The organism is Nostoc mirabile CHAB5784 (genome assembly GCF_020829645.1).
In the GTDB taxonomy this organism is placed as follows: Bacteria; Cyanobacteriota; Cyanobacteriia; order Cyanobacteriales; family Nostocaceae; genus Nostoc; species Nostoc mirabile.
This window is the reverse complement of sequence record NZ_JAIVFS010000071.1, coordinates 1-13,459: the sequence shown is the minus strand read 5'-3', so window position 1 is coordinate 13,459 and position 13,459 is coordinate 1. Positions and strand designations below refer to the sequence as shown.

Sequence of the window (13,459 nt, the reverse complement as noted above, 5' to 3'; positions counted from 1 at the left end):
GGTAAGGCAGCAGGTGGAGGCGTTCTATAAATCTGTTGACCCGTTGGAGAAAGAAGACATTGCAGCTGCGATCGCTTACGCTCTCACTCAACCTGCTCGTGTTAGCGTTAACGAAATTTTAATTCGTCCCAGCAATCAGGAAATGTAATGAGAGGGGGCAGGAGGCAGGAGGCAGGGGGCAGGAGAAGAACAGCTTTATGTTTGGCTTTGAAAGGTAGTTTGTGTACTTCACCAAGTTGAAATCCACTGTCTATTTTTGCAATAAGTCTAATGAAGTTCCAAGACTCGTTCGCGAGTATCAAAGACTCGTCCGCGAGTATTAAAGACTCGTTCACGAGTATTAAAGACTCGTCGGTAGGAAACAAAACTAGATGAAAATTGGCATTATTGGCTCAGGTAACATGGGCAGGTCGGTAGGAATTCTTTGGACAGAACGGGGACACGAGGTTTTTTTTGGTTCTCGTGAGGCAGAGAAAGGAGAAGCTCACGCCGAACTTGCGGGACACGGCGCAAAGGGCGGCACAAATGATGAAGCGGCGGCGTTTGCAGACGTAATCTTTTATGGTGTGCGGGAGCTACCCTCTAAGGTTTTTTCCTCAACTGAGGTGCTGGCAAACAAAATATTGATTGTAATAACTCACCCATCCCAGAAGAGTTTGCATTTGAGCCAATTGCAGAATCCATCGCTGAAAAGTTTGCCGCCGATGTACCTAATGCCTACGTAGTAAAAGCCTTTAACACCTTTGCTCAAGAAGTGTTTGAATTGAGTCCAGACCCGCTCAAGCAATATCAGGTATCGTGCTTTGTATGCAGCAACAACGAGCAGGCAAAACAGACGGTGATGAGCTTGATAGCAGAAATCGGCTTCAACCCCGTCGATTGTGGGGAATTGCGTCGTGCCCGCATGGTTGAGGGTTTGGGCGATTTTATCCGATTTATGATTGGTGGCAGGAAACTAGGCTCTTATGCAACAATTTCAGTTCATCAACTTCCAGAAGCAAAAGAACAACGCTTAGGCGGACGTAAACCAGGATATGCGTGAAGGAGGCAGAGGGGCAGGGGAGCAGGGGGGACAAGGGAGATGAAGGAATTTCTAATACCCAGTCCCCAGTCCCCAATCCCCAATCCCCAATCCCCATTTCCCAGTCCCCATTCCCTATTCCCCAGCCCCTAATCCCTATTTTCTAAGAAGGATTACTTGCATGAGTTTTGAACTTGATTTGTTTTCACCCGTGAAGTTAGGTTCTCACACCTTGGCGAATCGGATTGTCATGGCTCCAATGACTCGGTTACGGGCAGTGAACTCGATTCCAACAAATTTAATGGCAACTTATTATGCTCAAAGAGCTTCAGCCGGCTTAATTGTGACTGAATGCACAATGGTATCACCTCTGAGTTATGGTTACATCAATTGTCCAGGCATTTACTCGCCTGAACAAACCGCCGGATGGCAGCAAGTGACGCAAGCGGTTCACGATCACGGCGGCAAAATTTTTCTGCAACTCTGGCACAGTGGACGGGTGGCGCACTCATCCCTATTGAATGGAGAATTGCCGATTGCACCCAGCGCGATCGCGGCGGTTGGAACGCTGCATACTCCGGCTGGTAAAGTGGATTTAGAAACGCCGCGTGCCTTGGAAATTGACGAAATTCCGCAAATTGTCAAGCAGTTTCGGCAAGGGGCAGAAAACGCCCAACAGGCTGGCTTTGATGGTGTGGAATTACATGGTGCCTTCGGCTATTTAATTGATCAATTTCTTCAGGATGGCTCGAACCAGCGGACGGATGCCTACGGTGGTGCGATCGCAAATCGTGCCCGATTTCTGTTGGAAGTGGTCGAAGCTGTCAGCAGTGTTTGGGGAGGAGAGCGGGTTGGCATCAAGCTGTCTCCTAGCAACACGTTTTATGGAATGCACGACTCGAATTCTCATGCTACATTTCGCTATGTAATTGAAGCCCTAAATCCGTTTAATCTTGCCTACATTCATTTGATGGAGCCAGATAAACCTGATTTAGAGACTGGTAAGGTAATAAATCCAGTGCTGTCAACGTTTCGCCCATTTTACCAAGGCACAGTGATTACTAACGGCGGCTATGACAAATCCAAAGGCAACGACAAAATAGAGACAGGGGAAGCCGATTTAGTTTCCTTCGGCAAGCTATTTATTGCAAATCCAGATTTACCCAAGCGCTTTATAGAGGATGTCGAATTAAATCCTCCCGATTCTAAAACGTTTTACGCTCAGGGTGACAAAGATTTAGACAAGGGATACACCGACTATCCATCTCTCGAACTGCAACCCAGCTAAGTAACACAGTTTCGTCAATTCGTAGCGAATTAAATTAGGCAAAACTCTGCGTTACTCCGCGTTTACTTTGCGTTCCTCTGCGTTTAAAACGAATTGAGGGTTGAAATTTCAACGCAAAGGGGCGCAGAGGTAAGCGCAAAGGTGAATTCAGTCGGCGGAGTCGGTTTCCGTTCCGTCGAACTGATGAACCCGAAGGGTACGCAGAGAATTCGCGCTTGTATTCATAAAATGCTGTACTAAGTGTTATTGAGCAAACCTTCATCAGATAACCAAAGGGGAACTATGACAGCAGAAGAACAACGGTTACAAGAAGACCGCGATCGCAAAGCCTACTGGCGACGCTGGGGATCGTACTTGAGTGAACGGCAGTGGGGTACTGTGCGCGAAGACTACAGCCCGGATGGATCGGCTTGGGACTACTTTCCCCATGACCATGCTAGGTCACGTGCCTATCGTTGGGGCGAAGATGGTATTGCTGGAATTTCTGACAATCATCAGCAGTTGTGTTTTGCGATCGCCCTGTGGAACGAACAAGACCCAATCCTCAAAGAGCGGATGTTTGGCTTAACGAGCAGCGAAGGCAATCACGGTGAAGATGTCAAAGAATATTACTTTTTTCTAGACAACACGCCAACTCATGCATACATGAAATGCTTGTACAAATATCCACAGCAGGCATTTCCCTACACTCAACTGGTGGAAGAAAACCGTTGCCGCAGTAAGCAGGAGCAGGAATTTGAATTGATTGATACAGGCATATTTGACGAAGACCGCTACTTTGATGTGTTCGTTGAGTACGCCAAAGCTTCTCCTGAAGATATATTAATTCAAATTACAATTGCCAATCGCGGTTCTGAAGCCAAGCCACTGCATCTACTACCTTCGCTTTGGTTTCGCAATACCTGGTCATGGGATAACAATAGTAAAAAACCGCTGCTAAAGGTGCACAAATCAGAAGCAGATTTGAGCATCATTGAAGCGTCCCACCCTTGTATGAACAATTATTGGCTCTATTGTCAAGGTGCAGCAGAACTTTTGTTTACCGAGAATGAAACGAATTTTCAGCGGTTGTATGACGTGGAAAATGCATCACCTTACGTCAAAGATAGCTTCAATGAGTATGTAGTCCATGAGTGCCAAGATGCCATTAATCCTGATCGCACTGGCACAAAATTTGCTGCTTACTATAAATTGATAATTCCACCCGGCGCAACGCAAACTATACGCTTACGGCTAGCGGATTCGCCCCACATCGGCAATCCCTTTGGTGAATTTGAGCAAGTTTTGGGCGATCGCATCAAAGAAGCCGACGAATTCTATCAGCGGATTACGCCGTTTCAACTATCCGATGACGAGCGGATCATCCAGCGGCAGGCGTTTGCGGGGATGCTGTGGAGCAAGCAGTTTTATCTGTACATCATCGAAGATTGGCTCAAAGGCGACCCTGCTACTTTGACTCCCCCCGATTCGCGTCGGAGTGTTCGCAACACAGATTGGGTGCATGTATATATTGATGATGTTCTTTCCATGCCTGATACCTGGGAGTATCCTTGGTTTGCCGCTTGGGATTTAGCATTCCACATGATTCCCTTGGCAATGATTGACCCAGATTTTGCCAAGCGACAACTGCAACGCCTGACACGGGAATGGTACATGCATCCTAACGGGCAGTTACCCGCCTACGAGTGGGAACTGAGCGATGTCAATCCACCCGTACACGCATGGGCAGCGTGGCAGGTCTATCAAATCGAGCAGAAATTCTACGGACACGCTGACAAACGATTTCTTGAACGAGTATTTCAAAAGCTGCTGCTCAACTTTACTTGGTGGGTTAACCGCAAAGATGCCGAGGGTAAAAACATTTTTCAAGGCGGCTTTTTGGGCATGGACAACATTGGCGTGTTCGATCGCAGTGCCCCGTTACCAACAGATGGCGATTTAGAGCAAGCAGACGGCACAAGCTGGATGGCAATGTTTTGCATGAACATGCTGACAATTGCCCTAGAACTAGCGATGGATGAACCCATATATGAAGATATTGCCAGTAAATTCTTCGAGCATTTTCTGCGAATTGCCGATGCCATATGCACGTCAACGATCAGGAATATCAGGTGGACTACGAACCGGCTGAATCCACAAACAACTTATTTGGTGGCAATTCTAACTGGCGTGGCCCGATTTGGTTTCCGATGAATTACCTGCTTATCGAAGCCCTACACCACTTTCATCAATACTTAGGAGATGACTACAAAGTAGAATGCCCGACTAATTCTGGACAATGGATGACGTTGAGGGAAGTGGCGATCGAGTTGTCAGAACGACTTAGACGGATTTTTCAACAAAATGCCAACGGGCATCGACCTGTCTACGGTGCCGTCGAGGTTTTTCAGACAAATCCTCATTGGCGAAATTTGCTCACCTTTAATGAGTACTTTCATGGCGACAATGGCGCTGGCTTAGGAGCAAGCCACCAAACTGGCTGGACAGGAGTGATTGCACAATTAATTCATCGGTGTGGTGAAAGTTTATAGGACTAGCCCTTTCAACGTGAACGTTTGTACTATAAAATCAATGATGTTTTTAACCCAATTTTGGGATTTTGGCGATTGCTTACGGGTGGTATCGGCTAACTTGGGAGTGTTAATCAAGTCACCCAAGGCTCATAACCGATTGGCAGAAAGAATTCTCACCCAAGAGGAAGTACAATTACTGATAAATTCCACGACAAATGGACGCGATCGCACTCTGGTTCGTTTACTTTACTTTGCTGGTTTACGGGTATCGGAACTGTGTGGCTTAAAATGGCGTGACCTCAAAAGCCGTGGTGATGGGGGTCAAATCACAGTATTTGGTAAAGGTGATAAAACCAGAACTGTGCTAGTGGGTGCTGGTATTTGGCGCTCCATTAACGAGTTAAAAGGTTACGCCAAACACGATGACCCAGTGTTTGTATCTGGTAAAGGCGGTCATCTGTGTCGCAGTATGGTATTTCATATTGTGAAAAATGCTGCCAAACGCGCTCTTATTGAGGGCAATGTTAGCCCCCACTGGCTTAGGCATAGTCACGCTTCCCACAGTCTCGACCGGGGAGCGCCGATACACTTGTTACAGAAAACGCTGGGGCATAGTTCAGTAGCCATCACTGAAATGTATCTCCATGCTAGACCCACTGATAGCAGTGGTTTGTATTTGCCAGATGATGATGAGTAGGGGTGCGATCGCTAGAATATGTATTGCCCAATGGGTTTAGATTGTCGCCAAATGACAGGTGTTGACTATAAATGCTCCAACATCTCAACCTGTATGGAGAATTCCCATAAACAATCAATGGTCAAGATTGTGTTTTATCTACTCAACCAACTTTCTGTGCCAGCTAGAAGACATAAAAGTTAATGAAAAATCACTGGCTGAGTTGTTGCAAGAAACAAACCATGATTTAGAATCTGTGTTGGCTAATGAGTGATAATTTTGTGATTAGCAATCGTAGAACAGATGAATTGGCATAAATTCTCAGCGCTAAATAAACATTAAAATTCTAGAAGCTCTGCAATATTTAACTGACAATGACGTTCACCTATTCTCTATACCCAGATAATTGGTCAGACCTTGCTATCGCAGTTAAACAAGAGGCTAAATGGTGCTGTAAAAAGTGTGGGTTACAGTGTATTCCCCCTGGTGAAAAAATATCAGATTTGACACGCTCAAAACGCAGAGTGTACACGCTACAGGTTCATCATTGGGACAGAAATCCAGCAAATAACCACAGAGGCAACCTTATAGCTCTTTGCAGTGGATGTCACCTTCATTACCATCAAGGTGGTAAGTCTAATGTTTCACCAGGGCAGTTATCTTTGTGGTAGGTAAGTATGGATGATACTCAACAACTAATCGCTATCCAACAAGAACTAAAGCAAATTGCTGATAAGTTAGGAAAGATTTTTCCTTCAACCCATCCCCAATTTGACAGCGTGTTTGAAGACCTGGGCGCGGCTGGATATTATATGCGTGAGGCTGGTTATCGTCTGGAATCAGTTCTTCTTACCGTGCAAGGTGATAGCGGCGTTCGAGCTTCTGAAGAAACTGAAATTGAGTAAAATGCTTCCTATCCTCGGACAAAGCCAGCGCTCATTGCCTTGGGATATCCGCAGACGGGACCAACTACGAGTAAGTTTTGAGTGATCGCTCCACTATTTTCTTAGAGGAAAGGAGGAGCGATCGCTAATCAAGGCATCGCACTATAGTTGTATCTTGGCTTCATTATCTTCATCGTCTGGATACCATGCTTTAAAATCATACCCGTCGATAGTTTTTTGGTAATCATATTCCATATCTAAAGCTTGAGCGGCTTCAATAAATTGTTCTAGTGTGCCGTCATGCCAGATAACATATTCACTTCCTATTGCCTCAATAATTGCCTTAGCAGCATAACCCTGCTGGATAGATATCAATTGACTTCTCTTGCAAAGTTGCTCCTCTTGGGGAGACTCCAAGACCGCGCTTTGCGCTTGATGTTGCCAAGTTCGGCAAATGCGGCAGCTGTAGCCCCAGTCATACTTTAAATCCTTATAATGATGGGTTTTCATTTCACAGTGGCGGCAGTATAGGAATTTTGAAAGGTCTAATGCAGTTGTCATAAATAAGATTATTGTTACTAATTATATATTTCCCTTAACTATCAAATAAATCTCAGTAGTTGTCCAAAAAAATCATAATTATGATTAGGAAGATTGCGATCGCCAAATCGTTGGCATTGCCACTCCAAGAGTTGGCATTTACAAGCGAGGATAATCGAGATATTCAGTGCATTCAGCGTTGTTAACGCTACTGATGGCATACTGTCCGGGAGCAACTGGCGATCGCTATCGCTCCTCATCAAAAGCTTGTATAGAAGCGATGCCTACGGTGGTCACTGAGCAAGGCGCAAGTGCGGTAAACTACGCGGCTGCTCTCAACTGACAATTTTCTTAGAGTCAAAGGGCGATGCCTGCGGCGGCAAGCTACGCGGGTTGGGGGTGCGATCGCCATATCGCCATCAAACTAATTACAAAATTTATATTTAAAAAAATTGCAACAAAAATTTACAACGTGTCCGGTTTTGCGCGTATCCCGGCTGAACCCCAACTACGCTTACAGAACAAATACACCACAACTACAGGTTAGATCAGCGAGTGAGGAGCAATCAGTTTCTTAGAGTCAAAGGCGACCTAGTGCGATCGCCTGTCTCCAGCTTTTTAGTTCAATCCAGACTGTTTTTTACTCTTGAGTTTGTCATTTTCAAAAGTAGCGGTGATTTTGGAACCATCAGGATTTTCCCAGACAAAGCTTGCCATTGTTGCAGAGCGACTGACCTCGACACCTCGGTTCAAGATTGACCGCACATCTGTTAATGACATCCCTATTCTTAACTGTTCATACTCTGCTCGACCGAAAGGGCGAAGTTGGACTTGGGCAGATGGTTCAAGCTGCTGAGAATGAAAAGCAGCTTGAAAACCATACGGTAAATAACCAAGTATTGCTACTACTACTCCAGTTGGAATAATGATCTTTACATCTACCTTTGCCAGCAATCGAGCGAGAATGTTATTAGATTGTGTGGGGTTAGTTTTATTAACCATTGAAGTAACTCCATAAAGTTTATTGTTTGGTGCTAGTTTGGTGGCCGCCAGACTAGCTTTAACTGTCATACCAACTTGTAACTGGTACAAAGCAGGCGTTTTCATTTTTTGATTTTTCAGCAAATAACCTCCTTGCAGATAATGTCACCAGGTTATAAACCTACTTTGTCAACCTTGCTGAGTTTGTTATTCCCACTCCCAGAAGAGTTAGTGGACGTTTTTGTTGAGGTATCAAAACCGCCCATCAATAGAGTTCCCTGCATAACTCTTTTTAGCTGGTTGGCTTTATCTGGCTACGCTGATAGTTCAGCAACTTAAGCCATAAAAAGTAGGCGATTGCAGTCATTACAACCGAATCGCCTTATAAGTACTTAATTCTAGTTTCTTACTGGAATTGACCGCTAAACTGTTCGTTGCAAACAGTTTTTTCTTTTTACATGGTATTCGGGGTAAATCTAGCGAGCGTGTATGAGGGGCAAGATAGTACAAATTTACCTAAAACTGAGGTTTGTAGTATGCCAATGACAGGACTGAAACCCTTATGATTTCGTTACAGCCTTGTCTAATAAGAAGCAAATAAGGCTTGGTTGATTTATCAAGAAGCAATGGCTAAAAAGCTTATGCAATAATAATTTCAGCCTATCTTGCCCCTAGTGTCAGCTACGCTATATTTACCCCAGATTGTTGCAGCTTGACCAAAAGTATCTGCGATCGCCTGTTTCTGGTGAATCACAGTTTTTAGTACAGTTGCCTCTTTAGATTTAGATAGAAGTGCGATCGCTTCTTCTAGCTTGCCTACGGAAAGCTCCGCCAAAGCGCTTGCCAGTTAGCGAGGAAATGTGAGATGTGCCTGGGGCGATCACATTTTTTATGTAAAATTACTGAATAAAGGTAAGGAGAGGGGGAGAAAGTTGGCTAATATAAGAGGAATTTATAGACATTGGTTTTATGCCATCCTGGTAGCAGGAATGCTGCTTTCAAATCCAGCAAGAGCGGCTGTAATTAGTTACAACGAAGCAAGCAACGGTGACTTATCTCAGAGTTCTCAAGATTCACCTGTGTTTGACCTGGATATTGGTACAAATACTTTCACTGGCGAGATAACTTTCTCTTTCTCAAATGATTTTGTGCTACCTGATCTTGATTCTTTCGCTTTCAATATCCCGGCTAGTACTCGTCTTGAATCAATCTTGCTTAACATTTCGTTGTTGCCTGTAGGTTCCGGCATTTTTTCTACAACGGGGTACGACCTCCAAAACTCCTCGTTTAACTTAATTGCTTCAGAGTCAATTCCAATCCCTTCCGCAAACCTTAACTTGTTTGCATCAAATCTTCCATTGGGTTCCGGTCAATTTGCCTTACAGAATTCTCTTCTTGGTGGATTTTTAGAACTTGGTGAGTCTCGCACGGCTGGATACACTTTTTCTGTTAACGTTGTAGCAGCAACCCCAGTTACTGAACCTTCTTTTATGTTAAGTACGCTCACATCTAGTGTTTTAGTGGGTAGTTTACTGTTGAAGCGTAAACAAAAAACAGAGAGCTAAAGCAATATATAATTTAGCTTACACACTGCTGGCGTGCGAAGCTGAAGCTCTCAACTAATAATTTTCTTAGAGTCAAGGCGATCCAGTATTGCACTGCGTAGTTTACCGCCTTCGGCATCGCCTTTTTTATAGATTTTGCCAAAGCGAACATCGTCAGCAACTAACAACCCAATTCTGATCACAGGCAAAGCCTTTCGTAGCAACTTTAGAGGAAGAGGTAATCAACGGTGCGATGGCATAAGCGTCTGCTTGTGCGCGATGCCTACGGTGTTCTCGTTGCGATCGCCTACCTCATGCATTTCTGATAAGCAAATTTTATTAGCGCTATCAGCCTTTTAGTGTCAAGTCCTGTTGACCAGTTGTAACAATATTGTTATATTAATTTACATAAATTAATAAATAAGCAATAAAAAAACTATGTACACCACAGTTAATGAAAACGGCGTTCTCAACAACTACCCCACTGAACCCCAGGTATACTGCGCCCAGTATCCGGCAATTTGGGAACAACGTAACTACGTTACACAAGGTGCAATTGCAACTATGTTTGTTACCACTCTAGTTTGGGTTGCTTTTGCGGTTAGTTAAGATTTTTGTGCCTTCGGTATCGGTATCTCCCATCGACATTTAGGCTTTTCCCCCGAACCTCGGTACTCAACGCCGGGGTTTTTTGCTGTGGAGTGGGATAGCGGCTGCTCTCAACTAACAATTTTCTTAGAGGAAAAGGGCGATGGCTGTTTGGGGGTGCGATCGCTTTTATTCAAGCGAGGATAGCAAGGCGATGCCTACGGCCGTAAACTACGCACCCATCACTAATACACCAACACCACAAGCAGGACAAGGGAGTGAGGGAAGCGATCGTCCCCATTCAGCTATCTGGCGGAATTCACCAGATAGAGCGACTTATTTAGTGAAACAGCAACTTCATTAAAGAAGCGATCGCTACGACAGCCCCTAAGATGGGATGCCAAAACCTACATAGCTGTCGAAGCCTCCAAAGAAAATCTCTCCGGTGCTTTGACCTATCATTAAGTTGTAAGTTTCTATTGTTTCTGGACATTGTTGTAACCTTTATTACTAGTATTTGCTAGACTCGCTGACTTGGTGGCCTCGGAAACTGCCAAGCCAGCTTTAGTAACAGGTGTAATTAGCACTCTGTCTACAATGTTTAAGTGTGGAATTTTTGCGGTTGAAGAAACTGGGTATCTTCTACCAACAAGTAATGTCACCACCACTCACCACACTTAGTAACTCTGTCAACTTGACAGATGTAGCTGTTATTCCCTGAGTTAAAAAATTACAGTTCCCTGAGAGTCCATCCATCATCCCCGTGTAGCCTTGTGGACAAATAGACAAGTCGCTGTGCCTCTCAAGCACGGAGAAGCGGGTGCAACTCCCGTCAAGGCTTCCAAATGAGGATGTAGCTCAGTCGGAAAGAGCGCTTGTTTCCGAGGCAAGTGGTCACAGGTTCGATTCCTGTCGTCCTCGTAGTATGTCCAGGTCGCCTAATGGTAGGGTGTTGGTCTGCAAAACCGACTGTGCGAGTTCGACTCTCGCCCTGGACTCCAAACGTTGCAGTGTAGCGATTTACGGCAAAGCCCCAAGCTCATAACTTGGTATATGCGAGTACCCTTCCCTTCTCTACGAGAGGCTGCGCCAACGGGACGCTCCGCGAACGGGAACGCTGGCGCGAACGACTCTCGCCACTGCTACCAAATGCACAGATGGTGTAACGGCAACACCACAGTCTCCAAAACTGTTGTTCTGGGTTCAAGTCCTAGTCTGTGCGTTTCTGGTGCCGTAGGCAAATTGGTAAAGCCACAGGTCTTTCAATCCTGGGGAAAGCGGGTTCAACTCCCGTCGGCACTGCCTTATGGGTCGGCTCGCCTATTGGTGTAGGTAACGGTCTGTAAAACCGCCGCGTTCAGTGTTGCTGGTTCAATTCCAGCCCGGCCCATTCTGGAGAGATTGCTATCGGCAGGGCAAGCTGTTTGCTAAACAGTCGTGGATGTAAGTCCACTGTGGGTTCAACTCCCTCTCTCTCCGCCTTTGAGAACGTGGTGTAACTGGATAACATCTCAGATTACGAAACTGAAGATTGAGAGTTCAAGTCTCTCCGTTCTCGCTTATCCCCCGGTAGCTCAGTTGGTAGTAGCGCCTGTTTGAAAAATAGGAGGTCATCCGTTCAATCCGGATCTGGGGGACTGGCACATTGCTTCATAGCTCAATGGCAGAGCAACGCGCTGTTAACGCGGGGGTTGTAGGTTCAAGTCCTACTGGGGCAGCCATTTATTGGGAAGTAGGCAAACAGGCAAAGCCGTCGCACTTTGAATGCGAAGTTTGAGGGTTCGATTCCTTCCTTCCCAGCCTATATATACTCCTGTAGCCCAACTGGAAGAGGCGGCTGTTTCAAAAACAGTCTGTGTACGGGTTCAACTCCCGTCAGGAGTACCAACGGGATGTGGCGCAACTTGGTAGCGCGGCAGCTTTGGGAGCTGAAGGTTGCAGGTTCAAATCCCCTTGATTCCACTGATGGTGTCTGAAGCCAAAGCGGTCGCGGCGCCCTTTTGTGGAACCAGTCATTAGGGAGTTCAAGCCTCCTCAGACACCCCTTCAAGGAAGATGCCGCTAAATGGTCGGCAACCGGTCTTGAAAACCGGGGTACAGTCAACTGTAGGGGTTCGATTCCTCCATCTTCCGCTTTCCACCTGAAGCCGAAAAGTGAGGCGCTGTGCTGATAACACAGATACAGGAGGGGCAGTACCTCCCTGGTGGATTCTTTCTGGTAGGCGTAGGTCGCCGCAGGCATCGCTCAGACTATCAACTAACAATTTTCTTAGAGGAAAGGCGATCCAGTGTTTCCTACTGTGATCGCCTACCTCACACATTCCTGCGCCATCGGTATCCGCCATTGACAGAAAATATTTCCCCCGAACCTCGGTACTTAACGCCGAGGTTTTTTGCTGTGGAGTGGGATAGCGGCTGCACTCAATTAACAATTTTTCACTCATAGGAAAGGAGATCCAGGGTGCGTAGTTTACCGCCGTAGGCATCGCCTTTTGTCGTGTCTTCTGACCAAGAAGCTTGACAACTACCTTACAGCCCTTACAACCTTAATTTGTGACACAAAAGCTTGAGGAACTATCACGCTCAATTCAAAAATTGGGCATCCTTGAACCTTTGCTTATCCGTCCTTTGCCTAGTGGTGATTATGAACTAGTAGCTGGTGAACGTCGCCTTAGAGCATCTCAAATGGCAGGGCTAACCGAAGTGCCTGTAGTCGTCCGTGATATAGATGACATCACCACATATCAGGTGCGACTTGTCGAAAACCTGCAACGCGAAGACCTCAACCCCTTAGAAGAAACCGAAGGCATCCTTGAATTATTAGCAATCCAGATGCAGATAACCCAAGAGGAGGTTAGCAGTCATCTCAACCGCATGAGAAACGTTTGTGATCGCTATAAACAAGAAAATTCTGAACTGAGACATAACGTTATGTCTCAACCCCAAACTAAGATAATTGAAGAGTTATTTGCGTCTTTGGGGCGCATGAGTTGGGAATCGTTTGTCAAAAATCGCCTACCACTGCTCAACCTTCCTGCTGATGTACTGGAAGTGTTGCGTTCTGGAAACCTTGAATATACTAAGGCACGAGCGATCGCCCGACTTCAAAATGAGGATACCAGAAAACAACTCTTAGAAGATGCGAAAGTCCTAAATCTCTCACTGAGCGAAATCAAGCGTAAGATTCAAGAAATTGAGTCTGCTGCTCAATCAGAGTCATCAGAGCAAACAGAATCGGCATCCGTAAAAGACTGGAGTTTAGACTAAAAGCGATATGAGAGAACGCAAATCAAATGGAATTAGAGATTAAAAATATTATCTTGTCAGCCTCAAAGTATCCGCGACCTTTAATAATTATGTAGTATATCTGCCCCAGCAAATAATACAATAATGATAATCATGGAAAGGGTGGGAGAGAAACGAG

18 protein-coding genes, 13 tRNA genes and 1 pseudogene are annotated in these 13,459 nt (G+C 45.4%); 27 read left to right on the top strand and 5 right to left on the bottom strand.

Going from position 1 to position 13,459, the window contains the following annotated elements; all coding sequences use genetic code 11:
- Nucleotides 1-13: 13 nt before the first annotated feature.
- The 8 genes and pseudogenes from LC653_RS46450 (at nt 14) to LC653_RS30885 (ending at nt 6,403) form a co-directional block, all read left to right on the top strand.
- Complete coding sequence (locus LC653_RS46450; RefSeq protein WP_267923240.1) at nt 14-148, top strand: hypothetical protein; 135 nt, start codon at nt 14-16, stop codon at nt 146-148.
- Nucleotides 149-371: 223 nt separating this feature from the next.
- Nucleotides 372-725, top strand: a complete 354-nt coding sequence (locus LC653_RS30920) for an NADPH-dependent F420 reductase (RefSeq protein ID WP_229498446.1) — start codon at nt 372-374, stop codon at nt 723-725.
- Nucleotides 726-763: 38 nt separating this feature from the next.
- Entirely contained in the window at nt 764-1,042 is a 279-nt protein-coding gene (locus tag LC653_RS30915; RefSeq protein ID WP_229498445.1) for an NAD(P)-binding domain-containing protein, read from the top strand.
- Between the two features lie 160 nt (nt 1,043-1,202).
- The gene (locus tag LC653_RS30910; RefSeq protein WP_229498444.1) at nt 1,203-2,309 is read left to right on the top strand and encodes an alkene reductase; all 1,107 of its coding nucleotides are present in this window, start codon (nt 1,203-1,205) and stop codon (nt 2,307-2,309) included.
- 282 nt (nt 2,310-2,591) lie between these two features.
- Nucleotides 2,592-4,840 (top strand): annotated as a pseudogene (locus tag LC653_RS30905) (MGH1-like glycoside hydrolase domain-containing protein).
- A 40-nt stretch (nt 4,841-4,880) separates the two neighbouring features.
- Nucleotides 4,881-5,519 carry a tyrosine-type recombinase/integrase gene (locus tag LC653_RS30900; protein ID WP_229498443.1) on the top strand — a complete coding sequence of 213 codons (639 nt, stop codon included), beginning with the start codon at nt 4,881-4,883 and terminating at the stop codon, nt 5,517-5,519.
- 61 nt (nt 5,520-5,580) lie between these two features.
- Nucleotides 5,581-5,772: a hypothetical protein gene (locus LC653_RS30895; protein WP_229498442.1), complete on the top strand. Its 192-nt coding sequence runs from the start codon at nt 5,581-5,583 to the stop codon at nt 5,770-5,772.
- Nucleotides 5,773-6,175: 403 nt separating this feature from the next.
- Complete coding sequence (locus LC653_RS30885) at nt 6,176-6,403, top strand: hypothetical protein (protein ID WP_229498440.1); 228 nt, start codon at nt 6,176-6,178, stop codon at nt 6,401-6,403.
- A 141-nt stretch (nt 6,404-6,544) separates the two neighbouring features.
- On the opposite strand, the gene LC653_RS30880 is transcribed toward LC653_RS30885, so the two are convergent.
- Nucleotides 6,545-6,892 carry a hypothetical protein gene (locus tag LC653_RS30880; protein ID WP_229498439.1) on the bottom strand — a complete coding sequence of 116 codons (348 nt, stop codon included), beginning with the start codon at nt 6,890-6,892 and terminating at the stop codon, nt 6,545-6,547.
- Between the two features lie 217 nt (nt 6,893-7,109).
- Between LC653_RS30880 and LC653_RS30875 the strand changes: the two genes are divergently transcribed.
- Nucleotides 7,110-7,265: a hypothetical protein gene (locus tag LC653_RS30875; protein ID WP_229498438.1), complete on the top strand. Its 156-nt coding sequence runs from the start codon at nt 7,110-7,112 to the stop codon at nt 7,263-7,265.
- 275 nt (nt 7,266-7,540) lie between these two features.
- Here the strand turns inward: LC653_RS30875 and LC653_RS30870 are convergent, their stop codons facing one another.
- Both LC653_RS30870 and LC653_RS30865 read right to left on the bottom strand, forming a co-directional pair.
- Nucleotides 7,541-8,029, bottom strand: a complete 489-nt coding sequence (locus LC653_RS30870) for a hypothetical protein (RefSeq protein WP_229498437.1) — start codon at nt 8,027-8,029, stop codon at nt 7,541-7,543.
- Nucleotides 8,030-8,558: 529 nt separating this feature from the next.
- Complete coding sequence (locus tag LC653_RS30865; RefSeq protein ID WP_229498436.1) at nt 8,559-8,738, bottom strand: hypothetical protein; 180 nt, start codon at nt 8,736-8,738, stop codon at nt 8,559-8,561.
- 97 nt (nt 8,739-8,835) lie between these two features.
- On the opposite strand from LC653_RS30865, the gene LC653_RS30860 reads away from it, so the two are divergent.
- Nucleotides 8,836-9,468 (top strand): hypothetical protein, encoded by a 633-nt coding sequence (locus tag LC653_RS30860; protein ID WP_229498435.1) that lies wholly within the window; start codon nt 8,836-8,838, stop codon nt 9,466-9,468.
- A gap of 50 nt (nt 9,469-9,518) precedes the next feature.
- Here LC653_RS30860 and LC653_RS30855 read toward each other — a convergent pair whose 3' ends face one another.
- The gene (locus LC653_RS30855; protein WP_229498434.1) at nt 9,519-9,656 is read right to left on the bottom strand and encodes a hypothetical protein; all 138 of its coding nucleotides are present in this window, start codon (nt 9,654-9,656) and stop codon (nt 9,519-9,521) included.
- Nucleotides 9,657-9,885: 229 nt separating this feature from the next.
- Between LC653_RS30855 and psb34 the strand changes: the two genes are divergently transcribed.
- Complete coding sequence (gene psb34 / locus LC653_RS30850; RefSeq protein ID WP_229498433.1) at nt 9,886-10,056, top strand: photosystem II assembly protein Psb34; 171 nt, start codon at nt 9,886-9,888, stop codon at nt 10,054-10,056.
- A 142-nt stretch (nt 10,057-10,198) separates the two neighbouring features.
- Entirely contained in the window at nt 10,199-10,399 is a 201-nt protein-coding gene (locus LC653_RS30845) for a hypothetical protein (RefSeq protein ID WP_229498432.1), read from the top strand.
- 278 nt (nt 10,400-10,677) lie between these two features.
- On the opposite strand, the gene LC653_RS30840 is transcribed toward LC653_RS30845, so the two are convergent.
- Nucleotides 10,678-10,824 (bottom strand): hypothetical protein, encoded by a 147-nt coding sequence (locus tag LC653_RS30840; protein ID WP_229498431.1) that lies wholly within the window; start codon nt 10,822-10,824, stop codon nt 10,678-10,680.
- Here LC653_RS30840 and LC653_RS30835 point away from each other — a divergent pair.
- From LC653_RS30835 to LC653_RS30765, 15 genes are all read left to right on the top strand, one after another.
- Nucleotides 10,803-10,879, top strand: a tRNA-Glu gene (locus tag LC653_RS30835). The two genes, LC653_RS30840 and LC653_RS30835, sit on opposite strands and share 22 nt — an antisense overlap.
- Nucleotides 10,880-10,882: 3 nt before the next feature.
- A tRNA-Arg gene (locus LC653_RS30830) sits at nt 10,883-10,956 on the top strand.
- Nucleotides 10,957-10,962: 6 nt separating this feature from the next.
- Nucleotides 10,963-11,036: transfer RNA gene (locus LC653_RS30825), tRNA-Cys, on the top strand.
- 150 nt (nt 11,037-11,186) lie between these two features.
- Nucleotides 11,187-11,257: transfer RNA gene (locus LC653_RS30820), tRNA-Trp, on the top strand.
- A gap of 5 nt (nt 11,258-11,262) precedes the next feature.
- Nucleotides 11,263-11,337 (top strand) — tRNA-Glu (locus LC653_RS30815).
- Between the two features lie 6 nt (nt 11,338-11,343).
- Nucleotides 11,344-11,425 (top strand) — tRNA-Tyr (locus tag LC653_RS30810).
- A 4-nt stretch (nt 11,426-11,429) separates the two neighbouring features.
- Nucleotides 11,430-11,514: transfer RNA gene (locus tag LC653_RS30805), tRNA-Ser, on the top strand.
- 5 nt (nt 11,515-11,519) lie between these two features.
- A tRNA-Arg gene (locus LC653_RS30800) sits at nt 11,520-11,593 on the top strand.
- A gap of 5 nt (nt 11,594-11,598) precedes the next feature.
- Nucleotides 11,599-11,672 (top strand) — tRNA-Phe (locus LC653_RS30795).
- Between the two features lie 9 nt (nt 11,673-11,681).
- Nucleotides 11,682-11,756: transfer RNA gene (locus LC653_RS30790), tRNA-Asn, on the top strand.
- 5 nt (nt 11,757-11,761) lie between these two features.
- Nucleotides 11,762-11,835: transfer RNA gene (locus tag LC653_RS30785), tRNA-Gln, on the top strand.
- A 9-nt stretch (nt 11,836-11,844) separates the two neighbouring features.
- Nucleotides 11,845-11,922, top strand: a tRNA-Leu gene (locus LC653_RS30780).
- Nucleotides 11,923-12,085: 163 nt separating this feature from the next.
- Nucleotides 12,086-12,168: transfer RNA gene (locus LC653_RS30775), tRNA-Ser, on the top strand.
- Nucleotides 12,169-12,199: 31 nt separating this feature from the next.
- Complete coding sequence (locus tag LC653_RS30770) at nt 12,200-12,481, top strand: hypothetical protein (protein WP_229498430.1); 282 nt, start codon at nt 12,200-12,202, stop codon at nt 12,479-12,481.
- Between the two features lie 107 nt (nt 12,482-12,588).
- Nucleotides 12,589-13,302 (top strand): ParB/RepB/Spo0J family partition protein, encoded by a 714-nt coding sequence (locus LC653_RS30765; RefSeq protein ID WP_308189168.1) that lies wholly within the window; start codon nt 12,589-12,591, stop codon nt 13,300-13,302.
- Nucleotides 13,303-13,459: the final 157 nt, after the last annotated feature.